Annotated in this window: 24 protein-coding genes; 16 read left to right on the forward strand and 8 right to left on the reverse strand. The window is 54.0% G+C overall.

The genetic code is table 11. From position 1 onward, the window contains the following. Nucleotides 1–583 precede the first annotated feature (583 nt). On the forward strand, nucleotides 584–1,063 hold the full coding sequence (locus E1N14_RS07565) for a GNAT family N-acetyltransferase (RefSeq protein ID WP_025009751.1): 480 nt from the start codon (nucleotides 584–586) through the stop codon (nucleotides 1,061–1,063). A 9-nt stretch (nucleotides 1,064–1,072) separates the two neighbouring features. Here the strand turns inward: E1N14_RS07565 and E1N14_RS07570 are convergent, their stop codons facing one another. The 3 genes from E1N14_RS07570 to E1N14_RS07580 form a co-directional block, all read right to left on the reverse strand. Further along, nucleotides 1,073–2,140, reverse strand: a complete 1,068-nt coding sequence (locus E1N14_RS07570; protein ID WP_025009752.1) for a saccharopine dehydrogenase family protein — start codon at nucleotides 2,138–2,140, stop codon at nucleotides 1,073–1,075. 82 nt (nucleotides 2,141–2,222) lie between these two features. Next, on the reverse strand, nucleotides 2,223–3,182 hold the full coding sequence (locus E1N14_RS07575; RefSeq protein WP_025009753.1) for an NAD-dependent epimerase/dehydratase family protein: 960 nt from the start codon (nucleotides 3,180–3,182) through the stop codon (nucleotides 2,223–2,225). Nucleotides 3,183–3,440: 258 nt separating this feature from the next. Then, nucleotides 3,441–3,872 carry a MerR family transcriptional regulator gene (locus E1N14_RS07580; protein WP_025009754.1) on the reverse strand — a complete coding sequence of 144 codons (432 nt, stop codon included), beginning with the start codon at nucleotides 3,870–3,872 and terminating at the stop codon, nucleotides 3,441–3,443. A gap of 118 nt (nucleotides 3,873–3,990) precedes the next feature. Here E1N14_RS07580 and E1N14_RS07585 point away from each other — a divergent pair, with 118 nt between their 5' ends. The 4 genes from E1N14_RS07585 (at nucleotide 3,991) to E1N14_RS07600 (ending at nucleotide 5,877) form a co-directional block, all read left to right on the forward strand. After that, entirely contained in the window at nucleotides 3,991–4,206 is a 216-nt protein-coding gene (locus tag E1N14_RS07585; RefSeq protein WP_025009755.1) for a DUF3820 family protein, read from the forward strand. Between the two features lie 93 nt (nucleotides 4,207–4,299). Beyond that, nucleotides 4,300–4,599: a hypothetical protein gene (locus tag E1N14_RS07590; protein ID WP_025009756.1), complete on the forward strand. Its 300-nt coding sequence runs from the start codon at nucleotides 4,300–4,302 to the stop codon at nucleotides 4,597–4,599. A 107-nt stretch (nucleotides 4,600–4,706) separates the two neighbouring features. Continuing rightward, entirely contained in the window at nucleotides 4,707–5,246 is a 540-nt protein-coding gene (locus E1N14_RS07595) for a GNAT family N-acetyltransferase (protein ID WP_252727299.1), read from the forward strand. A gap of 7 nt (nucleotides 5,247–5,253) precedes the next feature. Next, nucleotides 5,254–5,877 carry a GNAT family N-acetyltransferase gene (locus E1N14_RS07600; protein ID WP_062793943.1) on the forward strand — a complete coding sequence of 208 codons (624 nt, stop codon included), beginning with the start codon at nucleotides 5,254–5,256 and terminating at the stop codon, nucleotides 5,875–5,877. On the opposite strand, the gene E1N14_RS07605 is transcribed toward E1N14_RS07600, so the two are convergent. Continuing rightward, a complete protein-coding gene (locus E1N14_RS07605) occupies nucleotides 5,828–6,520 on the reverse strand; it encodes a pirin family protein (RefSeq protein ID WP_062793942.1) in 693 nt (230 codons plus the stop codon). The two genes, E1N14_RS07600 and E1N14_RS07605, sit on opposite strands and share 50 nt — an antisense overlap. Before the next feature lie 131 nt (nucleotides 6,521–6,651). After that, complete coding sequence (locus E1N14_RS07610; RefSeq protein ID WP_025009758.1) at nucleotides 6,652–7,095, reverse strand: DoxX family protein; 444 nt, start codon at nucleotides 7,093–7,095, stop codon at nucleotides 6,652–6,654. Between the two features lie 138 nt (nucleotides 7,096–7,233). Here E1N14_RS07610 and E1N14_RS07615 point away from each other — a divergent pair, with 138 nt between their 5' ends. Next, nucleotides 7,234–8,127, forward strand: a complete 894-nt coding sequence (locus E1N14_RS07615; protein ID WP_025009759.1) for a LysR family transcriptional regulator — start codon at nucleotides 7,234–7,236, stop codon at nucleotides 8,125–8,127. Nucleotides 8,128–8,250: 123 nt separating this feature from the next. Here E1N14_RS07615 and E1N14_RS07620 read toward each other — a convergent pair whose 3' ends face one another. Together E1N14_RS07620 and E1N14_RS07625 are read right to left on the reverse strand one after the other, a co-directional pair. Further along, nucleotides 8,251–9,996, reverse strand: a complete 1,746-nt coding sequence (locus E1N14_RS07620) for a bifunctional metallophosphatase/5'-nucleotidase (protein ID WP_025009760.1) — start codon at nucleotides 9,994–9,996, stop codon at nucleotides 8,251–8,253. Nucleotides 9,997–10,166: 170 nt separating this feature from the next. Then, nucleotides 10,167–11,243: a CNNM domain-containing protein gene (locus tag E1N14_RS07625; RefSeq protein WP_025009761.1), complete on the reverse strand. Its 1,077-nt coding sequence runs from the start codon at nucleotides 11,241–11,243 to the stop codon at nucleotides 10,167–10,169. Between the two features lie 202 nt (nucleotides 11,244–11,445). Between E1N14_RS07625 and rlmN the strand changes: the two genes are divergently transcribed. From rlmN to der, 8 genes are all read left to right on the forward strand, one after another. Next, nucleotides 11,446–12,567: a dual-specificity RNA methyltransferase RlmN gene (gene rlmN / locus E1N14_RS07630; protein ID WP_025009762.1), complete on the forward strand. Its 1,122-nt coding sequence runs from the start codon at nucleotides 11,446–11,448 to the stop codon at nucleotides 12,565–12,567. 32 nt (nucleotides 12,568–12,599) lie between these two features. Further along, nucleotides 12,600–13,385, forward strand: a complete 786-nt coding sequence (gene pilW, locus E1N14_RS07635) for a type IV pilus biogenesis/stability protein PilW (protein WP_062793783.1) — start codon at nucleotides 12,600–12,602, stop codon at nucleotides 13,383–13,385. Beyond that, complete coding sequence (locus E1N14_RS07640; RefSeq protein WP_025009763.1) at nucleotides 13,385–14,341, forward strand: RodZ domain-containing protein; 957 nt, start codon at nucleotides 13,385–13,387, stop codon at nucleotides 14,339–14,341. Before pilW ends, E1N14_RS07640 begins: the two co-directional genes overlap by 1 nt. A gap of 63 nt (nucleotides 14,342–14,404) precedes the next feature. Then, complete coding sequence (gene ispG / locus E1N14_RS07645; RefSeq protein WP_025009764.1) at nucleotides 14,405–15,517, forward strand: flavodoxin-dependent (E)-4-hydroxy-3-methylbut-2-enyl-diphosphate synthase; 1,113 nt, start codon at nucleotides 14,405–14,407, stop codon at nucleotides 15,515–15,517. Between the two features lie 118 nt (nucleotides 15,518–15,635). Next, nucleotides 15,636–16,913, forward strand: a complete 1,278-nt coding sequence (hisS, locus tag E1N14_RS07650; RefSeq protein ID WP_025009765.1) for a histidine--tRNA ligase — start codon at nucleotides 15,636–15,638, stop codon at nucleotides 16,911–16,913. A gap of 18 nt (nucleotides 16,914–16,931) precedes the next feature. After that, the gene (locus E1N14_RS07655; protein ID WP_025009766.1) at nucleotides 16,932–17,552 is read left to right on the forward strand and encodes a YfgM family protein; all 621 of its coding nucleotides are present in this window, start codon (nucleotides 16,932–16,934) and stop codon (nucleotides 17,550–17,552) included. Between the two features lie 9 nt (nucleotides 17,553–17,561). After that, nucleotides 17,562–18,749, forward strand: a complete 1,188-nt coding sequence (gene bamB / locus E1N14_RS07660) for an outer membrane protein assembly factor BamB (protein ID WP_028779197.1) — start codon at nucleotides 17,562–17,564, stop codon at nucleotides 18,747–18,749. 79 nt (nucleotides 18,750–18,828) lie between these two features. Continuing rightward, entirely contained in the window at nucleotides 18,829–20,295 is a 1,467-nt protein-coding gene (der, locus tag E1N14_RS07665) for a ribosome biogenesis GTPase Der (protein WP_025887505.1), read from the forward strand. A 186-nt stretch (nucleotides 20,296–20,481) separates the two neighbouring features. On the opposite strand, the gene xseA is transcribed toward der, so the two are convergent. Next, nucleotides 20,482–21,825 (reverse strand): exodeoxyribonuclease VII large subunit, encoded by a 1,344-nt coding sequence (gene xseA, locus E1N14_RS07670; RefSeq protein WP_025009768.1) that lies wholly within the window; start codon nucleotides 21,823–21,825, stop codon nucleotides 20,482–20,484. Between the two features lie 118 nt (nucleotides 21,826–21,943). Here xseA and guaB point away from each other — a divergent pair, with 118 nt between their 5' ends. Together guaB and guaA are read left to right on the forward strand one after the other, a co-directional pair. Further along, on the forward strand, nucleotides 21,944–23,410 hold the full coding sequence (gene guaB / locus E1N14_RS07675; RefSeq protein WP_025009769.1) for an IMP dehydrogenase: 1,467 nt from the start codon (nucleotides 21,944–21,946) through the stop codon (nucleotides 23,408–23,410). Between the two features lie 103 nt (nucleotides 23,411–23,513). Then, on the forward strand, nucleotides 23,514–25,091 hold the full coding sequence (guaA, locus tag E1N14_RS07680) for a glutamine-hydrolyzing GMP synthase (RefSeq protein WP_025009770.1): 1,578 nt from the start codon (nucleotides 23,514–23,516) through the stop codon (nucleotides 25,089–25,091). Nucleotides 25,092–25,176 lie beyond the last annotated feature (85 nt).

The raw sequence follows: 25,176 nt of genomic DNA on the forward strand, positions 1-25,176 counted from the left end.
CCTGATGTTTGCCGTGTCGCTGCTTTTCTGCACTCCGAAAAGTTGTTGCTGACGGAGGTGAACAGTGAACGGTAAAACAAATGTAAAAGCTAAATTGTTCTTGGTCAACTTGATGATTTTTATTGGTTTTTATTGTTTTTGTCGCGTCATGTTTTTGGCGTTGCCCCTTGGGTTGCCGTAATAATGGCAGTGTTGCCGGTGAGGGGAGGTGACGTAGGAAATTATCAATAAAATTATGCTGTTAAAAAAATGTTTCCGCGTCATTTATTTGTTAAATCTGCACTGCCACAGGGTAGGTTTCAGCAGAGCTTCTTTTATGACGCAGCAGATACCGTTTGTAGGAATTAAAAATATTTTTATTAGACCTAAAAAGTATAAATAAATGTGATCTTTGTCGATTGGTCCATTAATCAGACTCTTGGTGTGCCTTTAAGTCGTTTGGGGTGCCGGCTTTTTTCTGCTCTATCTTGTCACCCAGGTTGTTGCAACTGTCATCTGCTTGCCACAGTACTCTGCCATGTTGGCGTATTGGCTGGGGATACCCTGGCGTTTCGACCATCAGTATTTATGCAAGGAGGCATTTATGGGCCATGTACTCAACCAGACCAGTCGCTTTGAAGTGATGGAGTATTGTCTGGCAACCCACGAACTCTTGTTGCTCCGGGACAGGGCAGGACTGCCGGTGCATGGACTGGATGACAGTTGTTTGCCTGCCAAGCCGCTGCTGTCCTTATGTATCAGGGAAAGGTCCGGCGGGGAAAACCTGCAGCAGGGACAACTGGTGGCCTTGGCTTTGGTGCGTAGCGGCTCAGCAGCTGAACCCAGTCAGGAACAGGAGCACTATCTGTTGCAGGACTTTCTGGTGTTGCCCGAATTTCGCCATCTTGGACTCGGCAGCTTTTTGTTGGAGGCGGTTATTGAGCGATTATCGCTTCTGGGAGCGCCTAAGCGGCAACTGATGCTGGAGGTGCTTCCGGGAGACGAAGTCCTGGCGCAGCGCCTGGGGTTTAAGCCAGGCGGCCACAGTGTGCCGGGAAATCTTTGGCTGAGAAGCGTAGGTTGAATTGAAAGCCTAAATCAGCTGCAGCTCACCCGAGTGCGGTAATCGAGTTATCAAGTCGGCGCCCATGAGTTGCGAGGGCGTATAACTGCCGCCATCATGATTATGCTGCAGCAGATAATCCACAACCACCAGCGAGCCAAAAACCGTCAGACTATAACCATTGGCGGTTTTTATCCGCGCTGTGCGCCGCTCCCCTTGCGCATTACTGACTTCACCCCAGACAAAGGTCGGCAACTTTGCCCTTGCTGCTCCATCGGGCCCTGTCACCGTCTTGCCTATATGTGCCTTGAGCAGTTTCTGCAGCCAGCGGAATTTCAACAAGGGTCTGATGTAGTTGGCCCGTTTGGTGTTGGCTATCATCTTGGCCGAGCCCGGGATAAAGACCTCTATGTTGGGGATCCCTGTGGTGTAGAAAGCGGTTGCCACATCGCCCCAGGGAATTGTCATAGCCGGTTTCTCACCATCGCCGAAATCTATGTTTCTCACCTTATAGGCAAGCGGCACAGAGATGATTTTACCCTGTTTACGTACCTTGCCGCCCTGGGCCAGGCCTTCAACCGAGGTTTTGGCTGTGCCGGGAGATAAGCCCGAGCGAGAGTCGAAACCGAGTGATAAGTGGTTGGCATCGGGCAAGGCATTTTTCAGGGCTGCGGCGAGACAGTCTGTGGGGATCACGTCGAAACCGACACCCGGACAGATAACAATCCCGGTGTCTTGGGCTTGCTGCTTTAGTGATTGCGCCAGCTCGAACACCGCAATTTCCCCTGTAATATCCAAGTAGTGCACCTTGGCAGCCAAGCAGGCTTGCATCATGGGCCCAGCCGTTGCCGAAAAAGGCCCGGCGCAGTTGAGTACCAAGCTCATGTCACCTATATGGCGTGGGATATCATCCAAGTCGAACACAGCTGACTCGAGCCGCAACTCCTTGGCCAGTGCCCGGGTCTTTTCACGGTTGCGCCCGGCGAGTACTGGGCGCAATCCTCGATGTGCGGCTTCCCGGGCGATAAGTTCACCCGTGTAACCGTAGGCACCGTAAATCATCCAGTTTCCCTGCTTGTTTGAACCTGTGTCTGTCATGGTTCTGCTCCAAAAAGATTTTGTAATCAGTTGCTTGTGTCTGGCCATGAGGCAAGGCATTCGGTTGCTGCTTGAGTGACCGCTAAGGATTGGCCGCCCGGTGGCTTTGCTCCTGGAAAACTCGCTCCTGGAATATCTCACGCAATCCCTGTTCGTAGCCGGTGATTTGAAAGTCCGGGAAGCATGCCTTGAATTTATCGGACACAAAGAGATTATCCACCTTATAACGCGGCAAGAGTTCGGCGGTATCTTTGAGCTTTTGGTTGAACTTGGCGCCCAGCCACAGCTGCCAGCTTTTGAGCACTTTATACTTGGCCGGAGTGCCGAAAACCTTTGCCGCCAGAAAGATGAACTCCCGGTAGGTCAAACGGTTATCGTCGCAGGGAAGATGCCAGGTTTGGCCATAGGCATCCGGGGTATTACCTAGCAGCGCCATCGCCCGGCTGGCATCCGGGGTGTAAATGAGGCTGCGCTTAACCTTGTCATTCAGCAGCACCTTGGCACTTTTGGCCACTATCAGTCTGTCTATTACGGTGGTGTTGGTAAAGCTCTGGGTTTTACCCGGGCCATAAAATTCAGGCGCGCGGCAGATCATGGCTGTTACCTTTCCCTGTTGCATCGCATCCAGCAGCATCTGGGTGATTTGGCCTCTGACTAACCCCTTGGGACCGTTGGGCACAAAAGGTGTATCTTCACTTTGAGGCACTGAGGTTTGCGGGTACATATAAGTGTTATCGAAATACACCAACTTGGCGCCGTGGGCACTGCAGGCGTTGATAACATTCCGCATCATGTCAGGCCATTGCTCAAGCCAAATCTGGGTATCCAGAGGTAACCCCGCGGTAAAATAGACAATTTCTGAACCTGCTACCGCCTTCAGTGTTTGCTCAGGATCTCGGAGATCGGCTTGAAATAGCTCATCACTGTCATTGACCTTTTGTGGTCTGCGGCTGACCAAGCGTATGGTGTCGGTGAAGTTGCGTTTGAGACTCAAGGCCAGCTCTCTGCCTATCTGCCCATTGGCACCCAGTATTGTTTGCATGACTCAGCTTACCTTTTGTTGTGAGGTTAAGGATAGTGCGAACAAGTCGTGGTCTATTGGGCTCTGGCCCCTGATCGAGAGCAGGGCTTTTAGCGTCAGTTTAGCCGGGACTTGCTCTTACCCTGACTATCCTAAGGTTAAAGTTAAGTTTAAGGTCAAGAGGGAATCTTTATGATTAACCTGGCTGCTGGAATCGGCGCGTGGTTTGGCCGCAAGGCTCTGCTGTGTCTGCTGGATATAGCCTGGGGAATGGGAAAATCACTTTTTGTCACTGCTGCGGGGCAATATCTGCCAACCCAACTGAGACATGACTCTTTTGGCATTGCTGCTGCAGTCCAGGTCATCGGGCTTGGCTTCTATTTCGGCCAGAACCTGCAAGAGTTTGGCCTTGCTGGCGGCCACTTTGCGTTCAATCTCCTCCAGATCGGCTATCTTCCTGTGCAGAGAGCCAAGCAGTTGCTGGTGGTCCCATTGACCGAGTTCGCTCGGCAGCAGAGCCTTGAGCTCATCCAGGCTGAAACCGGCTTGTTGGCCTGTGGCTATCATATCCAGAAGTATCACGGCCTCGGGAGGATAGCTGCGATAACCATTGGCTTTACGGTTGACGATTTTCAGTAGCCCAATACGTTCATAGAAGCGGATCCGCGAGGGAGCCAGGCCGGTTTTCTGTGCCAGTTCACCAATTTTCATCTTTGTTCGTCCAAAATTGATTAATCCTGCTTTCATGAGCTGCGCAGATTGGCAGGCTTTCCACTCAAGTTTACTTTTCCGGAGTATACTGGCAACTTTAGCCTGAAACGGAGAGAAGATGCAGCCGGAACAGCAGTTGTTGGAAGCCATCAATCAGACCATGCCCTTTGGCAAGTACGCCGGACGCAAGTTATTGGAGCTTCCCGAGCCTTATCTGGTGTGGTTTCACTCCAAGGGGTTCCCCGAGGGCAAACTTGGGCAGCAATTGGCGCTTATCTATGAGGTGAAGCTCAATGGTCTTGAGTCTATGCTGCGGCCCTTGCTACGTCAGTGAAGCTGTCAAAAGTGTGAACCCTATTAGCGATTTATGAAATAACACATGTTTTAATGGCGCAGTATTTCCAACGACAACAGGAAGCAACAGACAATGGCAAAATTGGCAAAGATCTTGGCGACCGCGGCTTTGGCTCTGGGTATATCTTCAGCCTGGGCGCAAGGTGCGGTACATGAAGGCACAGTGGTCGACACCATGAACAGTGGCGGTTATACCTATGTGCAGATTAAAGAAGCCGATAAGACATTCTGGGCGGCAGGCCCTCAGGTAGCGGTGGCCAAGGGTGATAAGGTGCAGGTTACCGAGCAGATGTGGATGACCAACTTCACCAGCAAGACCCTCAACCGGACTTTTGACAAGCTGATGTTTGTTGGTGAAATCGATAAGAAGTGATTTCATCCACTCTCTGTTAAAGTCGCGACTCTGTTCGCGGCTTTTTTATTTGCGCTTAAGGGCTTTGCCTGAGCACAAATGTCGGGCAAAATGCCTGCAATTCAACTGTGTTGGTACCAATTCTCATGTTGCGGGTAGAGGTTTACTCTCATTCTCGTCACAGGCACTTGGGGGAGCAGATAGCCAATCTCTACCACAGTGCCGTTACTGCCATAGATGATGTCCGCTATAGCGCGGCTCAGCGTCTGGCTTGGTCGGCGGCGCCGCGCTCGGGGCGATACTGGCAGCTAAGGCTCAAACGGGCTCAGGCCTGGGTGATGCTCAAGGGCAGCGAGCAAAGTCCTCAATGTGTCGGCTTTGTGTTGCTGGAAACCACCTTCCGTGAGCGAGGTTACATCGCCTGCCTTTATGTGGCGCCCGATAGCCAGCGTCAGGGTGTTGCCTCATCCTTGCTTGAAGCCGCCAAGAAGTGGGCACTCACCCAAGGCTATCATCACCTGACAACAGATGCTTCGGCACTGTCCAAACCTGTGTTTGAACGCGCCGGGTTTCGTTTGCATCACAAAAGCTACCAGGAAAAATCCGGCCAAATGTTCGGCAGCTACTTTATGAAGCTGATACTGCCGCCTTTGGAGCACAAGAGCTAAGCCGCCTATGATTTCACCAACGCCCATTCAAGCCGAGCACGGCTTTATTGTTCGCCAAGGTCGCCCCGAGGACAGCGCGGCCATCGCCGAGCTGTTTCATCTGGTGGTAAACGCCAGCACAGAGCATTACAGCCAGGCGCAATGCCAGGCTTGGTCGCCTGCACAGCGCAGTGAAGATGAGTGGCGGAATCGTTTGCAGGGGACGGCGCTCTGGGTTGCCGAAGATGGTCGCAATTTGCTCGGATTTATTAACCTAAAGCCTTTGAATGCGCCGGGTGAAGCCGAGATAGACTGCCTTTTTACTCACCCCAATGCCCAGCGCCGGGGGATTGCCGTCGAGCTCTACCGGCAGCTATTGAGATACGCCGTCGATTCCGGGGTGCAGTGTTTGAGGGTAGAGGCTTCTTTCTATGCCAAAGCGTTTTTCGGCAAGCAGGGCTTTACAACCTTGAAGCGCAATCAGCATCAACGCCACGGGGAAGTGCTGACCAATTTCAGTATGCAGCTGCAGCCGCCCTGGAAAATCACCCAAATGAAGTTCCAAGAGCGGCCTATGGACAAACGCCAAGAAATGCTGCTTGTTATGGCAAATCAAACACCAGGGCGACGGCACGCTTGTTGCCGGCCTTGATGGCAAACTCCTCAAGTTCGTTGATGTGAATGCCATCGCCACTTTGCAGGGTTTCACCTGCCAATTGCAGCTCTCCTTCCACCACTTGAGCATAAAAGTTGCGTCCCTTTGCCTGCTTGAAGCTCGTCTGCTCGTCTGCGGTCAGCTCCAGGCGGTAGACGCTGGCGTCCTGTTTGATGGACAGGGTGCCATCGCGGCCATCGGGAGTGACGACCGGGGTCAGTGCCGAACTCTGGGCAAAGGCTTTTTGCTGATAACCCGGGGTGCCACCCTGGCTGCTAGGTTGGATCCAGATCTGCAGGAAATGCAGTGGTTCAGTTGCCGAGGCATTGTACTCACTGTGATAGATCCCCGTGCCGGCAGACATAAGTTGGAACTCACCGGCCGGCAAGGTTTTCACGTGACCAAAGCTGTCTTTATGGGCTATGGTGCCGGAAATCACATAGCTGATGATTTCCATATCCTTGTGGCCGTGGGTATCAAAGCCGGCGCTAGGCGCGACTCTGTCATCATTGATGACCCTCAGGGCCGAGACCCCCATAAATCTTGGATCATAATAGTTGCCGAATGAAAAACTGTGTTGGCTCTTGAGCCAGCCGAAGTCGGCCCGGCCGCGCTCGTCGGCATGACGTACATAAATCATAATTCAGTTCTCCTGCTGGGAAGGTGCAGACAAGTCTTTTGTGTGCTCTTCACAGACTTACAGGCCAGGATGCAAGGCCTGTAAGCAGTGAATGGCTTAAAGCAAGATGTGTGCTTTGCAAGAAGGGCCCCTTAATGTGTCTTGCGGGCTATCATGCTGTCGATGGACAGTTTACCGGCGCCGGAAATCGCCAGGGATACAGTGGCGGCCAGCAATGCCAGACCAAACTCGTAACCGTTGTTGGACATAAACAAGCCGTTGTCCAGGTGTACTGTGACTATCGCCATCAACATGGTGAATGCCAACACCGCGGAAGTGGGGCGAATCAACAGACCTATGATAAGCAGCAGACCACCGAAAAATTCACTGGAGCCGGCCATCAGCGCCATCAAATATCCGGGAGTCAGGCCGATAGAGGCCATCCATTGTCCAGTGCCCTCCAGGCCGTAACCGCCGAACCAGCCAAAGAGCTTCTGGGCGCCGTGAGCCATAAAAGTGATACCTATAGGCAGGCGCAGCGCCAGAGGAGCGAAACCGGCATCGGTGCGGAGCAGTTTAATAATCAGGTCTTTCATAATGGTGTCCTCAATGAATTTGAATAGGGTGGATAGGCTTTCCTGTCCAGTTGCTGTGCAGTTTATCCTTGACCTTTGTGGCTGAAAATCGGAACATTTTGATATTGAGTTTCAAAAAAATTGAACATAGGTTTTATCATGCACTCTGTCATTAGCCTGGATGCGCTTAAAGTATTGGATGCTATAGATAAAAAAGGTAGTTTTTCGGCAGCGGCCGAGGCGCTTTTCAAGGTGCCATCTGCCTTGACCTATCAGGTTCAAAAGCTGGAGAGCGAGCTGGGAAGCAGATTATTTGAACGTAAGGGCACTCGGGCTCAACTTACCGAAGTGGGGCGTTTGGTGTTGACCCAGGGGCGGGAGATCCTGGCGGCCACCGCCCGGCTTGAGGATGCCGTGAGGCAATTGGAAACCGGCTGGGAGGCGCAACTGACACTGGCGCTGGATACCGTCTTGCCACAGGCGCCGCTGCTTTCATTAATTAAGGACTTCACCGAGCTGGGTAAACAGCTCACCGTCAGCGTGACCCATGAGGCTCTTGGCGGCGGCTGGGATGCGCTTTATTCCAACCGCGCCGATATCGCCATAGGCGTCACGGGTGAATTGCCAAGAGGTCAGTATGAACTGCAAAAGCTTGGTGAGCTGGAGTTTGTGTTTGTTGTGGCGCCTGAGCATCCCTTGGCACAATTTGACACTGAGATAGCCTCTGAAGCCTTGTTGCAATTTCCATCCATCATAGTGGCTGATACCTCGCGTTCCTTGAGTCAGCGCTCCAGTGGGGTGTTTGACAGTCGCCAGCTTATCCGGGTGTCGTCGATGGAAGCCAAGATCACCGCACAGAAGATGGGAATAGGGGTGGGCTTTTTGCCGCTGCATTTGATCCGGGAGGCCTTGGCCAAAGGTGAGTTGGTGCAGCGCGAAGTGGCCTTGCCCAGGCCTTCGCTGCCCATCTACATGGCCTGGCGAAAAGGGGAGATGGGAAAGGCGCTTGGCTGGTTTGCTGAGCGCCTGCAAGGCAGTGACTTTGGTTTATAGAGCAGTTTATAACGTGATTTATAAAATGACTTATAACCTGGGTTTAGCATGCAGGCTGATGACCTTGAATGGTTGCTTTGTCAGCAAAAGGGGCGAGGCAAAACTGCTCTGAATACTACCGGCTTATTCGCCGGCAGCTTCGGCCCTGTGGCTGGTATAGTGCACATGGGGCAATAGCAGTTCATCCAGTTTTGGGGCCTTTTTCAGGAAGTTGATAAAGGCGCCCGGTAATGTCAGCGACGGCATCGACTCCTGCCAGCGGGCTTGCAGCAGGGGTTCATAGCCTTCTTTCCCGGCCGTGGTGTAACAGGTGGAAACCCCGATATAGTGCTGCTCCGGCGCCAGTGCTTGCCACAGACCATTGGCCCGCAACAGCTCCAGCCGCAATAGCCTTTCTCCCTGCTCTTTGCGGCCATCATAGAAATATCTCAGCCCATAGGTATAGGGGAAACTACCGGCGCCGGTGCCACGCACGCCGTTGTTGGTGGCGGCGTTGATGGCCGACTCCAGCGCCTGGTAGAGGTGTTCACCGGCAATTTCATATTTAACCAGCGGCAATTCAAACGGCAACAGGCGCCCGAGCACATCGGCTTTGGTCAACTGCCCCTGGGGTACAGATTGACGCACGCCGCCGGCGTTATGCAGCGCAAAGTCCACTCTTTGGTCTTTGGCTCTGGACTCCAGAAACATGCTGCGACTGACCCAGGGGGCAATTTCACTGCCGTGGGGCAGGGTGCGGCTTGGCAGACGGGTATGTACCAGGGCCTTGGGTACCAGAGCCAGCACTTGATTTTCCATGCTGCTGATCGCCGGGCGGAACTCGTTGGCAATCACTTGCTCCATGGCTTCATCGTAATCATCCCAGTGGATCCCTGGGTGTTGTTCCAATATCGCCTTGGCGGCTTGATAGTCGGCTTCGGTGGCAGCCTGTGGGCCGCTCAGCAGAAACTGACTGTCCAGCATAAAGATGTTACTGCCTTCGAGCCGGGTCACTCGGCCTGCATCATCGAACTGAATGTCGGCGAGCCCCAGGGTTTCGGCATGTTTGCCGGCATGGAGGATAGGCACGCCGTTGACGCTTTCACCATAGGGCAGGCATGACAGGCCAAAACCGCGGAAATCACCCATCAGGGTATGGGTGTGGCCGCCGACTATCAGGCTGATCCCTGGGATGGTTTCGGCCAGTAACCTGTCTTGCTCCAACCCTAAGTGACTCAGCACTATGATATGCACTATGCCTTTGGCCCTGAGGGCTTCAACAGTCTTCCTGGTAGTGGCAAAGGCATCGGCAAACTCGGTATCGGGATCCGGCCTGGCGATGGCTTTCATTTGATCCAGAGTAATACCGACTATGGCCAGTTGCTTGTCGTGGAAAGGTTTTATCAGGCTGCGGCCGATGCCTGAGGCGGTATCCAGATCATAGAGGTTGGCCAGCCCTCGAAGACGCCCGGGCTTATCTTCAGCTTCGCCGCTGAGATCCATATTGGCCGCCAGCACAGGGAAGCCGACCTCTTTGATAAAACCGGCCAGCAGAGCGTTGCCATCGTCAATATCATGGTTGCCTATGACCATGGCATCGGGTGCCAACATCTTCAGCAGTTTGGCGTTGGCCCGGCCTTTGAACTGGCTGTAATACAAGGTGCCCTGGAAACAATCGCCGCCGTGGAGCAGGATAAAAGGTTGGTTTTGTGCTTGGGCAGCGTCTCTTGCGGCCTTGACCTGAGCCGAGATCCGCGCGTAGCCACCACTGTGGCTGTGAAGATCAAACTCGCGTCCCTGAGAGTCAATCTTGAACTGAACCCGGCTGGGGTCCAAGTGTGAGTGGGTATCGTTGAGATGGGCAAGTCTTAAAACATAATCTGTGTGCATATCATCCTCATTCTGCGAGCGGGGATTGTACACCTCCAGAGGCAGATGAAAAAGGGGGAGCTCAAGCTCCCCCAAAATGATGACTGTATTGATGGGTGGGTCGTTAGCCTGTCAAACTATCTCCCACTTGGATGACACCTGTATTAAAGTACAGAATTAATATTCTGAAATCAGAGCCCTTGGGAGTCAGTGACCGGCTCTCTGTCATCCGAGAGTCGGATCCCCTTATCTTTCATGCGGCGTTTCCAAAGTCGCCTTGCCAGTTGCTGCATGTCGGTGGCCGGGTCATTGATATCGACAATCTCCAGCCCCAGCAAGGATTCGATTATGTCTTCCAGTGTCACCAGCCCCTGACCGCTGCCGTACTCGTCCACCACCATGGCTATCTGAGCGTTGCGTTTGATCATCAGCTCAAACAGCGGCAGGATGCGGGCGGTTTCCGGCACTATCACCAAATTGCGCTTGAGGTTCCCAAGGGGCGCATCGGGATTATCCCGCTCACTCAGCAGCACATCGGTACGGTTCACATAGCCTATGATGTCGTCGTGATCCTTGTCGAAAATAGGCACCCGGGTGAAAGGCTTATTGATATGCTGGCTGACAAATTCATGTTGAGTCAGTGCGGCCGGCAGAGTGAACATCACGGTTCTTGGAGTCATGATGGCGGTAACCGGCATCTCCTTGACGCTCAGCATCTGAGTCAGAATTTTGCTTTCCTGCTCATCCAGTTCACCGGATTCATGGCCTATTTTGGCCATGGCGCTCATTTCCTGACGGATATACTGGCCAGAGTCACCTTTGCCGAGCAAACGGGTAACCTTATTGGACATCCAGATAAGTGGCAGGGTGATGCGTTCCATCCACACCAGAGCCACAGACACACTGGGGGCCATGGCTCGCCAGTAGTTGGCACCTATGGTTTTGGGGATGATTTCGGAAAAGAACAGAATGAGGAAGGTCAGTACCCCGGAGAATACCCCCAACATCTCATCGCCAAACACTTTGGCAGCCTGAGCACCGGCCACGGCCGCACCTACGGTATGGGCTATGGTGTTGAGTGTCAAAATAGCGACCAGGGGAGATTCGACATTGTCTTTCTGTTTTTGAAGACGTTCGGCAGAATCCGGGTTGGACTGGCGCAGCGACGCAATATAGCTGGGAGTCACCGAAAGCAGCACGGCTTCAAACACACTACAGAGAAAAGAGACGCCGATGGCGACCAATACAATAACGATAAGCGTTAGCATAAGGGGGGAATTATCACTCCGATGCAAAGGCCAACATTAGCCCAGCGCTATTCTATCATAGAGCTTGTGAGCTGAAGCTTAATTTTCTGCTCGGTAGAGCGAAAGTCGGGTATAAGGGGATCCGCTGAATTACTGGCTATAGTGGCGGCCTATCTGTATAATTCGCCGCCCTGCTGCAGGTTTTGGTGTTGAGGTAAGTCAAATGAGTGAAAAAAAGATCAATCTTTTGGATCTTGATCGTAAGGCAATGCGTGAGCTTTTCGTCGAGTTGGGCGATAAGCCGTTTCGTGCCGAACAGCTGATGAAGTGGTTGTATCACTTCGGAATCAGTGACTTTGACCAGATGACCAACATCAACAAACACCTGCGGGCCAAATTGAAAGAGCGCTGTGAAGTGGTCGCGCCGGAGATCTCCAGCTATCAGAAATCGGCCGATGGCACCATCAAGTTTGCCATCAATGTCGGCGAAGGTCAGGAAGTGGAAACTGTCTATATTCCTGAAGATGATAGGGCGACTCTGTGTATTTCATCTCAGGTGGGGTGTGCGCTGGAATGTACTTTCTGCTCCACTGCGCAGCAGGGCTTTAACCGTAACCTGACAGTATCTGAAATTATCGGTCAGATCTGGCGGGTATCCCATTTCCTCGGCTTCCAGAAGGAAACCGGTGAACGCCCGGTCACCAATGTGGTGATGATGGGCATGGGTGAGCCCTTGCTGAACCTGGCCAACGTGATCCCGGCGATGGATATCATGCTGGATGACTTTGGTTTTGCCCTGTCCAAACGGCGGGTAACGGTTTCCACATCCGGCGTAGTACCGGCGCTGGATAAACTGGGCGACGCTCTCGATGTGGCGCTGGCGGTCAGTATCCATGCCCCCAATGACGAGCTGCGAAACGAGCTGGTGCCTATCAACAAGAAGTATCCGCTCAACGAATTCTTGGCCGCTATTCGCCGTTATATCGCCAAGTCCAACGCCAACCGCGGCCGGGTCACGCTGGAATATGTGATGCTGGATCATATCAACGACAGCACAGAGCAAGCCCATGAGCTGGCCAAGTTGATGAAGGATACCCCCTGCAAGGTTAACCTTATCCCGTTCAATCCTTATCCTGGCTCTCCTTACGGGCGTTCTTCCAATTCCCGTATCGACAGGTTTGCCAAAGTGCTTATGGAATACGGCCTTACCGTGATAGTACGTAAGACCCGCGGCGATGATATCGATGCCGCCTGTGGCCAGTTAGCCGGGGATATACGTGACAGAACCAAGCGTCTGGCGAAAAAACGCATGCAAGCCAATCAAATTTCGGTCACAATGGATTAACTCTTTGTTTGTCCAGATTTATAGGTTTGCCAATGAAGCACGGATTGCCAGGTTTAGCGCTCGCGTTACTGCTCGGGGCCACGTTGCCCGGATGTGTGACCGAGCGAACTTATGCCGGCACGGACATTCCGGTCTCGGAACGCCAGTTTGATAAAATTGCCGCCGCCAAGGAACGGACGCAGTTAGGCCTGACCTATCTGCAAAAGGGTAACTCCCAACAAGCCAAATTTAATCTCGACAAGGCCATGGAATACGCCCCTCATCTTGAGGAAGTGCATATTGCCATGGCCTATTACTATCAAACCGTGGGTGAAGCGGTGAAGGCTGAGCAAGCCTATGAAGCCGCCATAGATACCCGCAATGCCAGCGGCGACTCGATGAACAACTTTGGGGTATTTCTCTGCCAGCAGAAGAAATATGCCAAGGCAGAGAAGATGTTTCTGAAGGCAATCGACAACCCCAGATATACCCGCACTGCCTCCAGCTATGAAAACCTGGGTATTTGCAGCCGGCATGCCGGGGAAATAGAAAAAGCGCGACACTATTTTGAGATGGCGCTAAAGTATGAGCCCAGAAGACAGGTCTCATTACTGGAACTGACAGAATTGGAGCTTGACGCCCACAACTACGCCGCGGCCAGAGTGCAGTTGGAACGCCTTCATAGGGTGATTCCCGAAACAGCGGAGAGTTTGGCGTTGGGCATTAGCATTGAGCAAGGGTTAAATGATGACGCGGCCGCCAAGCGTTACGGAATACTGCTGCAGGCCAAATTTCCAGCGTCTCCCCAGGCCAAACAATACCGGGCAAGTATGCACTGATGACAGAGTTGAATAACCAAGTCAACAAGGATGAAGACGAGAGCCAAAAGGTTCCCGGGCAAGAGGATACGCTCGGGTCATTACTGAAAAGCGCACGCGAACAAAAAGGTATCACTATAGAAGATGCGGCTACCAGGCTGCATTTGCGTCCCTGTATTGTGGCCGATATTGAAGCCGATTGTTTCAGCAATATCGATTCCTCCACCTATGTCCGCGGCTACGTGAAGAACTACGCCCGCATATTGGATGTAGACAAAGAAGCCATTAACGCTTGTTTGGCGCGGCAGGTCCCCAAGGTGACTGAACCCGCGATGCAGAGCTTTTCGCGCAAGACCAGCCGTCAGGCTACCGACAGCCGTTTGATGCTGGTGACTTACCTAATCGGTTTTCTGCTGCTGGCTCTGCTGGTGGTGTGGTGGCTGCAAAAGCCCTCTGTGGTTTCCGATGTCGACTTTTCCAAACCGACGGCAGAAGAGGTGCAGCAGGCCAGAGAGTTTGAATCGCGTCAGGCACAAATGGAACAACAGGATGCATCGTGGCAGCCCGTTGAAGTACTGCCGGATAATGAGCCGGGCGCCGCTGCGGCAGCAAACCCCGCCTTGGAAACCGAGAGTGGTACTGAGAGCGCTGAAACAGACAGTGCCGAGAACAACACCAGCGGTGCTATCGCCGGCGTTGAGGCGGCAGAGCTGGAGCCGGTAACTGACCCGGCGCAGGCTTCGGTCGGAATTGAGCTTAACGGTGACTGCTGGATCAAACTCACAGATGCCAACGGCAAGACTCTGATAGATGGTCTGAGATCGCCAGGACAAAGCATCAATGTACAGGGTAAAGCGCCTTTTAAACTGGTCTTGGGCGCGCCGCAGACAGTTAGCCTGACATTTAACGGCCAGGCCGTGAGCCTTGCCGATTTCCCCAACGGTCGGGTAGCCAGACTGACCCTGCCACAGGCATAATAGCATCAAGCAGGATAATTGAAGTGGCGCCCACAGGGCGCCGAGTCAACAGAGCAGAATACGATGTACAGTGAAAATCCCATAAAACGCCGTCCTTCCACCCGCATCTATGTCGGCAATGTGCCTATTGGTGATGGCGCTCCCATCGCAGTGCAGTCGATGACCAATACCCGCACTACAGACATAGAAGCCACAGTGGCGCAAATTCGGGCGCTGGAAACCGTAGGCGCCGATATCGTGCGGGTGTCTGTGCCTACCATGGATGCCGCCGAAGCGTTCAAGCTTATCAAACAGCAAGTCAAGGTGCCGCTGGTGGCCGATATCCATTTCGACTACCGCATCGCCCTTAAAGTGGCGGAATATGGCGCCGACTGCCTGCGTATTAATCCAGGCAACATAGGTAATGAAGAACGCATTCGCGCCGTGGTTGAGTCTGCCCGTGACAAAAATATCCCCATCCGTATCGGGGTAAACGGCGGCAGTCTCGAAAAAGACTTGATGGACAAATACAAAGAGCCCACCCCGGAAGCCTTGCTGGAATCGGCAATGCGCCATGTGGACATTCTCGATAGGCTCAACTTCGACCAGTTCAAGGTTTCGGTGAAAGCATCGGACGTGTTCCTGGCGGTGGAGTCCTACCGTTTGCTGGCGAAACAGATTAAGCAGCCGCTGCACCTTGGGATCACCGAAGCCGGTGGCGCCCGTGCAGGCGCCGTTAAATCTGCAGTGGGCCTGGGTATGCTGCTGGCCGAAGGCATAGGCGATACCTTGAGAATATCGCTGGCAGCCGATCCTGTAGAGGAGATCAAAGTCGGTTTCGATATCCTCAAGTCGCTGCGCATTCGCTCCCGCGGGATTAACTTTATCGCCTGTCCATCCTGCTCAAGGCAGGAGTTTGATGTGATAGGCACGGTCAACGCCCTGGAGCAGCGCCTGGAAGATGTGACCACAGCCATGGATGTCTCCATCATAGGCTGTGTGGTCAACGGCCCCGGTGAAGCCCTGGTGTCCCATATTGGCCTCACCGGCGGTAACCGCAAGAGCGGGTACTATGACGAAGGTGAGCGTCAGAAAGAGCGCTTCGACAACGACAATCTGGTCGATGCCCTCGAAGCCAAAATTCGCGCCAAGGCGCAAATGATGGAAAACCGTATTTCAGTCAAAGAAGCCGAATAATCCCCGATGATGTGAATGTGAACTGGCCAGCGCTGGCCAGTTTTACGTTTGCCGGTGAAGCGCCTATAATGGCTGGCATTTTTGAATTTTTAGCCCCAGAGCAAAACGAGTCGAGATAGTGGCAAAACAGATCCAAGCGATTCGCGGAATGAATGACATTCTGCCAACCCAAAGCCCCGTATGGCAAAAAGTTGAGGCGGTATTGCGCGCCTCTGTTGCCTCTTTCGGTTACAGTGAAATCCGCACACCTATCGTTGAGAACACAGACCTGTTCAAGCGTTCGATAGGGGAAGTGACAGATATTGTTGAGAAGGAGATGTACACCTTCGCCGATCGCAACGGTGACAGTCTCACCCTGCGCCCGGAAGGTACCGCCTCGACAGTTCGTGCCGGTAACGAACATGGCCTGCTGTACAACCAGGAACAACGTCTGTGGTATATGGGCCCCATGTTCCGCCACGAGCGGCCACAGAAAGGGCGCTATCGTCAGTTCCATCAGTTTGGGGTTGAAGTTTATGGCATCAAGAGCGCCGATATTGACGCCGAAGTGTTGATGTTGTCCGCCTCTTTGTGGCAGAAGCTTGGATTGACCGAACACGTTTCCCTCGAGCTGAACACTCTGGGTGACAGCGACGAGCGTGCAGCCTATCGTGAGGCGTTGGTGGCCTTCCTCGAACAGCATAAAGACAAGCTGGACGAAGACAGCCAGCGGCGCATGTACAGCAACCCACTGCGGGTGCTGGACTCGAAAGATCAGCAGGTTCAGGCCTTGCTGGCCGATGCTCCGGCGCTGATGGACTACCTGGGTGAAGACTCAAAGGCACATTTTGCCCGCTTGTGTGAACTCCTGGAGGCCGTTGGCATCCAATACAGGGTTAACCCACGCCTGGTACGCGGATTGGATTACTACAACCGCACCGTATTTGAGTGGGTCACCGACAGCCTGGGCGCTCAGGGCACAGTACTGGCCGGTGGTCGTTACGATGGTCTGGTGAGCCAGCTTGGCGGTAAAGAAACGCCGGCAGTGGGCTTTGCCATGGGACTGGAGCGGATTGTTCTGCTGCTGGAAACCCTGGAGCTGAACGCCGATGTTGCTGCCGAAGTGGATGTCTACGTGACCGCCATGGGCGATGACTGCGTAATCGAGGCGATGAAAATTGCCCAGGAACTGCGCGAGAAGCTGCCCAAGCTCAAGGTGATGAGTCACTGCGGTGGTGGCAACTTCAAGAAACAGATGAAAAGAGCCGATAAGAGCGGCGCGGGTTTTGCGCTGATTATCGGTGAGACCGAACTGGCCAATAACAAGGTGGCGGTGAAACCGCTGCGGGGTGATGGGGCTCAGCAGGATGTTGAACGCCAGGCCCTGGCCGACTATTTGGCAGAACTGATTAAATAATTTAGAGGGGAAGTGCGGGTGGAAATCTACAGCACAGAAGAACAACAAGTCGAAGCGATCAAGCAGTTCTGGAAAGACTATGGCACTTCGATAGTCGCAGGTGTCGTAATAGGTCTGGGTGGCCTCTATGGCTGGAACTACTACTCCGATGTCAAAGTGGAACGTGCCGAAGCCGCCTCTCAGGCTTTTAATCAGGCCTTGATGCAAAGCGGTGATGAAGCCGCGGTGATGGCTGCCGCTGCCGAATTTGACAAGCAGCACGCCCAAGCCGGTTACTCGGCGCTGATGCAACTGATTGTTGCCAAAAGCGCAGTTGAGTCAGGCGACCTGCCCAAGGCCGAAGCCGCACTCAAAACCGTGATTGCCGCCAAGCCGGGCGATGCCCTGACTGCGGTTGCCACGCTGCGTTTGGCACGTATTCAGGCTGAGCAGGGCCAGGTTGCTACCGCTTTGACCACGCTGGATCAGGTTAAGAACAGCGCATTTTCTACCCAAAGAGATGAATTTAAAGGCGATCTGCTGCTGCGTCAGGGCGAAACCGACAAGGCCAGACTGGCCTATCAGGAAGCCGTTAAAAATGGTGGCGTGACAACCAGTCCGGCGCTGCAGATGAAACTCGATAACCTGAATCAGGCATAAGGAAGGCCAATGAAGTCGTGGTGTAAAACCCTTTTGGCCTGTGGCATGGCCATAGGCGCACTGACAGGTTGTGCTTCCAGCGATGTGGAAGAAGAACCTGTGAGCCCGCTGCTGGAGATCAATGCCAGCGTATTCCCACAGGTTAGCTGGAGCGCTTCGGTTGGCAGTGGTGTTGGCGATTATTACTCCCGTCTGCGTCCCGCAGTGCGTTACGGCAAAATCTTTGTTGCTGACCGTTACGGTGAAGTAACCGCCTTTGACGAGACCAGCGGCGAGAAGGTCTGGAGCACAGACTTCAGCGAGGCGTTCCGTGATGGCGCCCTGAAAAAGAACAAGGGTGCCCGCTTGGCATCCGGCGTAACGGCGGCCCGTAACAAGGTGTTTGTCGGTGGTGAAAGTGGCCTGCTGGCAGCGCTTGATGCCGAAACCGGTGAAGTGCTCTGGCATGCGGTAGCCGACGGCGAGCTGTTGTCCTTGCCCACAGTGGCCGAAGACATGGTGGTGGTTAACAGCAGCTCAGGCTCGCTGGATGCCTTCAATGTCGACACAGGTGAAAAGCTTTGGAGCTATGAAGCGTCCCTGCCGAACCTGACTCTGCGCGGTACCAGCTCTCCGGCTTATGCTCAGGGCGGTTTCTTTGTCGGTACGGCCGATGGCAAGGTCACTGTTGTTATCAAGAACAATGGTCAACCCGCTTGGGAACAACCGATTTACACCCCTAAAGGTGGCAACGAGTTCAGCCGTATGGCCGATGTCGATATGACGCCGCTGTTGCTGGGTGACAACCTGTACGCGGTGAGCTACAACGGTAACCTGGTCAGCATGGAAATGCGCAGCGGCCGTATTGTCTGGTCGCGTAAGTATTCCAGTTTCCACGAGCTGGACACTGCGGGCCTGAGCCTGTTCCTGGTGGACGATCACAGCCGTGTATACTCAGTGGACAGACGTAACGGTCTGGAGCTGTGGAGCAACTCGGATTTGACCAATAGGGATCTGACTGCTCCGGCCGTGTTCCAGGACTATGTAGTGGTAGGTGACTTTGAAGGTTATCTGCACTTTATCGATCGCAGCAACGGCCAAATTGTGGGTCGGGTGCAGGTCGACAGCTCGGGCCTGTTCAGTCAACCTCTGGTGGTTGACGACAAAATCTATCTGCAGACCCGGGATGGCAAAATTGCCACAGTAACTCTGCCCTGATCCCAGGCTTTGATACTGCCAAGCCCCTGGGAGTGTGTTCCGGGGGCTTTTTATTGAGAAGTTTTAAAGAGGCAAAAAGATGATTCCTGTAGTGGCCCTGGTAGGGCGACCCAATGTCGGTAAGTCGACCCTGTTCAATCGTCTGACCCGCACCCGTGATGCACTGGTGGCGGATTACCCAGGCTTGACGCGGGATCGTAAATACGGTCGTGCCTATCTGTCAGGTTACGAATTCATCCTGGTGGATACCGGCGGTATTGACGGCACCGAAGAAGGCATAGAAACCAAGATGGCCGAGCAATCGCTGGCGGCTATCGAAGAAGCCGATGTGGTGCTGTTTCTGACAGATGCCCGCGCCGGTTTGACCGCGGCCGATCAGGCCATAGCCCAACATCTTCGCAGCCGGCAAAAGACCACTTTCGTGGTGGCCAACAAGATTGACGGTATCGATGCCGACTCCGCCTGCGCCGAATTCTGGGCCCTGGGCCTGGGTGAGGTGTATCAGATGGCGGCGGCTCACGGCCGCGGCGTTACCAATATGATTGAGTATGCGCTGGCTCCTTTTGCCGAGGCGATGGGGATTAACCCGGATGCGCCCGAGGAAGAGAAGGTCGACGAGCGTCAATACACAGAAGAGGAAGCCGAAGCCGAACAGGCCAGACTGCAGGACCTGCCTATCAAGCTGGCGATTATCGGCAAGCCCAACGTGGGCAAATCGACCCTGACCAACCGTATCCTCGGTGAGGAGCGGGTGGTGGTTTATGATGAGCCGGGCACCACCCGCGACTCCATCTATATTCCAATGCAGCGTGAAGGCCGTGAGTACGTCATTATAGACACTGCCGGGGTGCGTCGCCGCGCCAAGGTGCATGAAGTCGTTGAAAAATTTTCCGTGATTAAAACCCTGAAAGCGGTTGAAGACGCCAACGTGGTGCTCTTGGTTATCGATGCCCGTGAAGGTATCGCCGAGCAGGACCTTGGCTTGCTGGGCTTTGCCCTCAACGCCGGCCGCGCGCTGGTGATTGCGGTCAACAAGTGGGACGGCATAGACAATGACGTCAAGGAAAGGGTCAAGAGTGAGCTGGACCGTCGTCTGGGCTTTATCGACTTTGCCCGCATTCACTTTATCTCGGCGCTGCATGGCACAGGTGTGGGTCATCTGTATGAGTCCATCGAAGAAGCTTACGACAGTGCTACCAGACGGGTATCCACTTCGCTGCTGACCAAGATCATGCAGATGGCGCAGGACGACCATCAGCCGCCTCTGGTCAATGGTCGCCGGGTCAAGCTCAAGTATGCTCACGCCGGTGGTTACAACCCGCCTATCGTGGTGGTACACGGCAACCAGGTATCCAAGCTGCCGGATTCCTACAAGCGCTATATGATGAACTACTACCGCCGCTCGCTGAAGGTTGTGGGTACGCCCATCCAGCTGCGCTTCCAGGAAGGGGCCAACCCCTTTGAAGGCAAGGGGGAGAAACTGACCCTGAGCCAGGAAAGACGCCGCAAGCGGATGATGGCGCACATCAAGAACAAGAAAGCCTGATAGGTTTTTCGCAAGACAAAGCCGGGTTTAACCCGGCTTTGTTGTTTCCGATGACCAATATTACACATTAATTCAGTGAGTTGTGTTTAATGAAGGGCTAGTGAACTGGAATAACATTTGCTAACGACTCACAGGTATTTTTAATTTGGGCTCCTTCTCCAGCGAAGAGCATTTATCTGATTGATGCTATTCCTCAATAATGGCTTCAATTCTTGAGAGCAGTGCGCCCTGTTTCAATTGGGTGCGCATCTGCTCGCCGACCACGGCGTTCTGGCTGTTTTCCAGGACTTTCCCGGCTTGGTTCTTGCTTATGCTGTAACCTCTGGACAGGGTCGACAGCGGGCTGACACTTTCCAGCGAATGGGCGCTGGCACCCAGGCGCGCCTTGGCCTCTTTCAGTTTATCGGCCATGGCGTCCTGCAACTGTTGACCGAGATAATTCAACCTGCTGGCTTCCAGGCTCAGCTTGTGGGCCGGACTCTGGGCTTCGAGGCGGCTCTTGAGCTGCAGCTGTCTGTGTTCCAGCCGGTGGAGGCGACTGTTGATGGCGGCCGTCATTCTCAGTTGCTGCTCATCAAACTGTTGTACCAGCTGCTCCAGCTGCCGCTTGGGATCCTGGCGCTGCAACTTGTGATCCAGCAGCGACAGCTGTTGGCGCTTGGCCAAGTGCCAGTGTTGCCAGCCCTGACGCAGCCTGGCCATGGCCGTGGTCAGCTTTTGCCGCTTGTTGTCGACATCCTGGGATACCAGCTCGGCGGCGGCCGATGGGGTAGGGGCACGCAGATCGGCGACATAGTCACTGATACAGGTGTCCACTTCATGGCCTACAGCCGAAATCACCGGCAGGGCACTGTTGTAGATGGCGTGAGCCAGATTTTCATCGTTGAAACACCACATATCTTCCAGGCTGCCACCGCCGCGGGTCAGCAGTAACAGATCCACTTCCAGCCTCTGGTTGGCTAGTGTGAGCGCCTCAATAAGCTGGTTGGCGGCGGTACCGCCCTGAACCTGTGAGGGGTAGATCACTACTTCGATGGAGGGATCGCGGCGTTTCAGCACATGCAGTACATCGCGAATGGCGGCGCCCGTGGGAGAGGTTATCACCCCAATGCGCTGGATATTGGCCGGCAGTGGCCGCTTGGTATCGGCGGCGAACAGGCCTTCGGCCGCTAGCTTCAGCTTCAGCGCTTCATACTGCTGCGCCAGCAGGCCATCACCGGCAGGCAGCATGGTTTCGATAAGCAGTTGGTAATCGCCCCTTGGCTCATACACACTCAGGGCTGCCCGCACCAGCACTTGCTGGCCGTTGGTCGGGCGAAAGGTCACATTCTGGTTGCGGCCACGGAACATGGCGCAGCGAATTTGTGAGTGATTGTCCTTGAGCGTCAGATACCAATGGCCCGAGCTTGGGCTGGCAAAGTTGGAAATTTCACCATTGAGCCAAATTCTGCCGAGGTTTCCCTCCAACAAGGCGCGAACTTCGGCATTGAGGCGGGAGACGGTATATACCTGTTTTTTGGGCTCTGGCATGGAATTTGCGTTCAAATTGGAATTTTTCTCTATTTTCCCATTTACCACCCCGGGGTTGCAAGGTATAATGCCGCCGCAATATTTCACCTTCAAATCTGACCCCCGGGGAGATGTTGCAATGCTACGATTAATTAAAGAAGCGCTTACCTTTGACGATGTGCTGCTGGTTCCAGCCCACTCGACCGTTCTCCCTAATACCGCCAATCTCAAGACCCGTCTGACCGACAAAATCGAACTGAATATCCCCCTGGTGTCCGCTGCAATGGACACAGTGACCGAAGCCCGTCTGGCAATCGCCATGGCGCAGGAAGGCGGCTTGGGCTTTATTCATAAGAATATGAGTATTGAACAGCAGGCCGAAGAAGTTCGTAAAGTGAAGATCTATGAAGCAGGTGTGGTTCAACAGCCTGTGACAGTGAAGCCTTCCACGACACTGGCCGAGCTTAAGGTATTAACTGCAAAGAACGGATTTGCCGGCTATCCGGTAATCAATGACGCCAACGAACTGGTGGGTATTATCACCGGCCGTGACGTGCGCTTCGTGACCGATACCAACCGCCTGGTTTCTGAAATCATGACCCCGAAAGAGCGTTTGGTGACAGTACCTGAAGGCACCAAGCTGGATGAAGTACAAAAGCTGATGCACTCCAACCGCATTGAAAAAGTGCTGGTTGTGAATGATGAATTCCAGCTCAAGGGCCTGATCACTGTTAAAGACTTCGAGAAAGCCGAGCGTAAGCCCAATGCCTGTAAAGATGAGCTGGGTCGTCTGCGTGTTGGTGCCGCTGTCGGTGCCGGTGCCGGTAACGAAGAGCGTGTTGATGCGCTGGTCAAAGCCGGTGTCGATGTACTCTTGATTGACTCTTCCCACGGCCATTCTGAAGGGGTACTGCAGCGTATTCGCGATACCCGTGCCAAGTATCCAGATCTGCAAATCGTTGGCGGCAATGTGGCAACAGCCGAAGGTGCCCTGGCGCTGGTAGAAGCCGGTGTGAATGCGGTTAAAGTCGGTATTGGCCCTGGTTCCATCTGTACTACCCGTATCGTTACCGGTGTGGGTGTACCGCAAATCACTGCGGTTTCCGATGCCGCTGCTGCCGTTAAGCATCTGGGTATCCCTGTGATTGCCGATGGCGGTATCCGCTTCTCAGGCGATCTGGCCAAGGCGCTGGCCGCCGGTGCATCTTGTATCATGGCAGGTTCCATGTTTGCCGGTACCGACGAGTCTCCAGGTGAAACTGAACTCTACAAGGGCCGTGCCTATAAGTCTTACCGCGGTATGGGCTCACTGGGTGCCATGTCTCAGGGTTCTTCCGATCGCTACTTCCAGAGCGACAACGCTGCCGACAAACTGGTACCTGAAGGTATCGAAGGCCGTGTTCCCTACAAAGGCAAAATCAAAGAGATTATCCATCAGTACATGGGCGGTCTGCGCTCCTGTATGGGCCTGACAGGCTGCGCCACCATTCAGGAATTGGGTGAAAAGGCCCAGTTCGTCAAGGTGACTTCTGCCGGTATGGGCGAATCCCACGTTCACGATGTGACTATCTCCAAAGAAGCGCCGAACTACCGTTCAGGCGTTTAACAAATTCGGGGCGGCATGAGTGTCGCCCTTGGTTTATAAGCAGATAAAAACTGTGCCTGTTACGGCAGGCACTGCAATCAAACTAAAGAGATAAAGGTTATCAATGAGCAATATTCATGAGCACAAGATACTGATCCTTGATTTCGGCTCCCAGTATACCCAGCTGATTGCCCGTCGTATCCGCGAAATTGGCGTCTACTGTGAACTCTGGGCCTGGGATGTCAGTGAAGAGCAGATCCGCGAGTTTGCCCCTCAGGGCATTATTCTGGCCGGTGGTCCCGAGAGTGTCACCGCCGACAATTCTCCCCGTGCCCCTGAGTATGTGTTTAACGCAGGCGTGCCTGTACTGGGTATCTGCTACGGCATGCAGACCATGAGCGAACAGCTGGGCGGCAAAGTTATCCAGGGCATAGGCGAGGGCGAGTTCGGTTACGCGCAAATCGAACTGCTGACCGAATCTGCACTGTTCAAAAACATCGAAGATGCCGTTAACGAAGTCGGTCGTCCATTGCTGGATGTATGGATGAGCCACGGTGACAAGGTCTCGGCCATCCCTGAAGGTTTTGTCGCGGTTGCCAAGACCGAAACCTGCCCGTTCGCCGCCATGGCCAATGAAGCCAAAGGTTTCTACGGCGTGCAGTTCCACCCTGAAGTGACCCATACCCGTCAGGGCAAGCGCATGCTGGAGCATTTCGCGCTGGAAATCTGTGGCTGTGAAGCGAAGTGGAAACCCGCTTCCATCATCGAAGATGCCGTTGAGCGCCTTAAAAAGCAGATAGGTGACGACGAAGTGATCCTGGCGCTTTCCGGTGGGGTTGACTCCTCTGTTACCGCCATGCTGCTGCACCGCGCCATCGGCGACAGACTCACCTGTGTGTTTGTCGACAACGGCCTGCTGCGTCTGAACGAAGGCGAGCAAGTGATGGAGATGTTCGGCGACCACTTCGGTCTCAACATCATCAAGGTGGAAGCCGAAGACAGATTCCTCAATGCCCTCAAAGGCGAAAACGACCCTGAAGCCAAGCGCAAGATCATCGGCCGGGTATTTGTGGAAATCTTCGACGAAGAAGCCGGTAAGTGCGTTAACGCCAAGTGGCTGGCCCAGGGCACCATCTACCCTGATGTTATCGAGTCTGCCGGCAGTGCCACAGGCAAGGCCCATGTGATCAAGTCACACCATAACGTCGGCGGCCTGCCGGAAGATATGGAGCTGGGTCTGGTTGAGCCGCTGCGTGAACTGTTCAAAGACGAAGTACGCAAGATAGGCCTGGAGCTGGGCCTGCCTTACGACATGCTCTATCGCCACCCATTCCCTGGCCCAGGCCTGGGTGTACGGGTACTCGGCGAAGTCAAGAAAGAGTACTGCGATCTGCTGCGCCGCGCCGATGCCATCTTCATCGAAGAGCTGCGCAAAGCCGAACTGTACGACCGTGTCAGCCAGGCCTTTACTGTGTTCCTGCCGGTTCGCAGCGTAGGTGTAATGGGCGATGGCCGTAAGTACGACTGGGTTGTGTCTCTGCGCGCCGTGGAAACCATCGACTTTATGACAGCCCATTGGGCTCACCTGCCGTACGACTTCCTCGGCCGGGTATCCAACCGCATCATCAATGAAATCGACGGTATCTCCCGCGTGGTGTACGACATCTCAGGCAAGCCACCGGCAACGATTGAGTGGGAATAAGCCCTCCGGGATAGTGATTTAAAAAGGCGCTTCGGCGCCTTTTTTGCTGTCTATGGGCGCGATACTCAAGGAGGAATCCGGCGTT

The sequence above is a fragment of the Shewanella algae genome, from assembly GCF_009183365.2.
GTDB classification, from domain to species: Bacteria; Pseudomonadota; Gammaproteobacteria; order Enterobacterales; family Shewanellaceae; genus Shewanella; species Shewanella algae.

Bases quoted from the DNA above. Each gene is read 5' to 3' on its own strand.
- guaA (WP_025009770.1), top strand. From the start codon at position 23,514: ATGAGCAATATTCATGAGCACAAGATACTGATCCTTGATTTCGGCTCC.
- E1N14_RS07580 (WP_025009754.1), bottom strand. From the start codon at position 3,872: ATGAAAATTGGTGAACTGGCACAGAAAACCGGCCTGGCTCCCTCGCGG.
- pilW (WP_062793783.1), top strand. From the start codon at position 12,600: ATGAAGCACGGATTGCCAGGTTTAGCGCTCGCGTTACTGCTCGGGGCC.
- E1N14_RS07585 (WP_025009755.1), top strand. From the start codon at position 3,991: ATGCAGCCGGAACAGCAGTTGTTGGAAGCCATCAATCAGACCATGCCC.
- E1N14_RS07590 (WP_025009756.1), top strand. From the start codon at position 4,300: ATGGCAAAATTGGCAAAGATCTTGGCGACCGCGGCTTTGGCTCTGGGT.
- E1N14_RS07565 (WP_025009751.1), top strand. From the start codon at position 584: ATGGGCCATGTACTCAACCAGACCAGTCGCTTTGAAGTGATGGAGTAT.
- E1N14_RS07620 (WP_025009760.1), bottom strand. From the start codon at position 9,996: ATGCACACAGATTATGTTTTAAGACTTGCCCATCTCAACGATACCCAC.
- der (WP_025887505.1), top strand. From the start codon at position 18,829: ATGATTCCTGTAGTGGCCCTGGTAGGGCGACCCAATGTCGGTAAGTCG.
- E1N14_RS07600 (WP_062793943.1), top strand. From the start codon at position 5,254: ATGATTTCACCAACGCCCATTCAAGCCGAGCACGGCTTTATTGTTCGC.
- E1N14_RS07640 (WP_025009763.1), top strand. From the start codon at position 13,385: ATGACAGAGTTGAATAACCAAGTCAACAAGGATGAAGACGAGAGCCAA.
- guaB (WP_025009769.1), top strand. From the start codon at position 21,944: ATGCTACGATTAATTAAAGAAGCGCTTACCTTTGACGATGTGCTGCTG.
- rlmN (WP_025009762.1), top strand. From the start codon at position 11,446: ATGAGTGAAAAAAAGATCAATCTTTTGGATCTTGATCGTAAGGCAATG.
- E1N14_RS07605 (WP_062793942.1), bottom strand. From the start codon at position 6,520: ATGATTTATGTACGTCATGCCGACGAGCGCGGCCGGGCCGACTTCGGC.
- E1N14_RS07610 (WP_025009758.1), bottom strand. From the start codon at position 7,095: ATGAAAGACCTGATTATTAAACTGCTCCGCACCGATGCCGGTTTCGCT.
- E1N14_RS07615 (WP_025009759.1), top strand. From the start codon at position 7,234: ATGCACTCTGTCATTAGCCTGGATGCGCTTAAAGTATTGGATGCTATA.
- E1N14_RS07575 (WP_025009753.1), bottom strand. From the start codon at position 3,182: ATGCAAACAATACTGGGTGCCAATGGGCAGATAGGCAGAGAGCTGGCC.
- E1N14_RS07625 (WP_025009761.1), bottom strand. From the start codon at position 11,243: ATGCTAACGCTTATCGTTATTGTATTGGTCGCCATCGGCGTCTCTTTT.
- E1N14_RS07570 (WP_025009752.1), bottom strand. From the start codon at position 2,140: ATGACAGACACAGGTTCAAACAAGCAGGGAAACTGGATGATTTACGGT.
- ispG (WP_025009764.1), top strand. From the start codon at position 14,405: ATGTACAGTGAAAATCCCATAAAACGCCGTCCTTCCACCCGCATCTAT.
- bamB (WP_028779197.1), top strand. From the start codon at position 17,562: ATGAAGTCGTGGTGTAAAACCCTTTTGGCCTGTGGCATGGCCATAGGC.
- xseA (WP_025009768.1), bottom strand. From the start codon at position 21,825: ATGCCAGAGCCCAAAAAACAGGTATATACCGTCTCCCGCCTCAATGCC.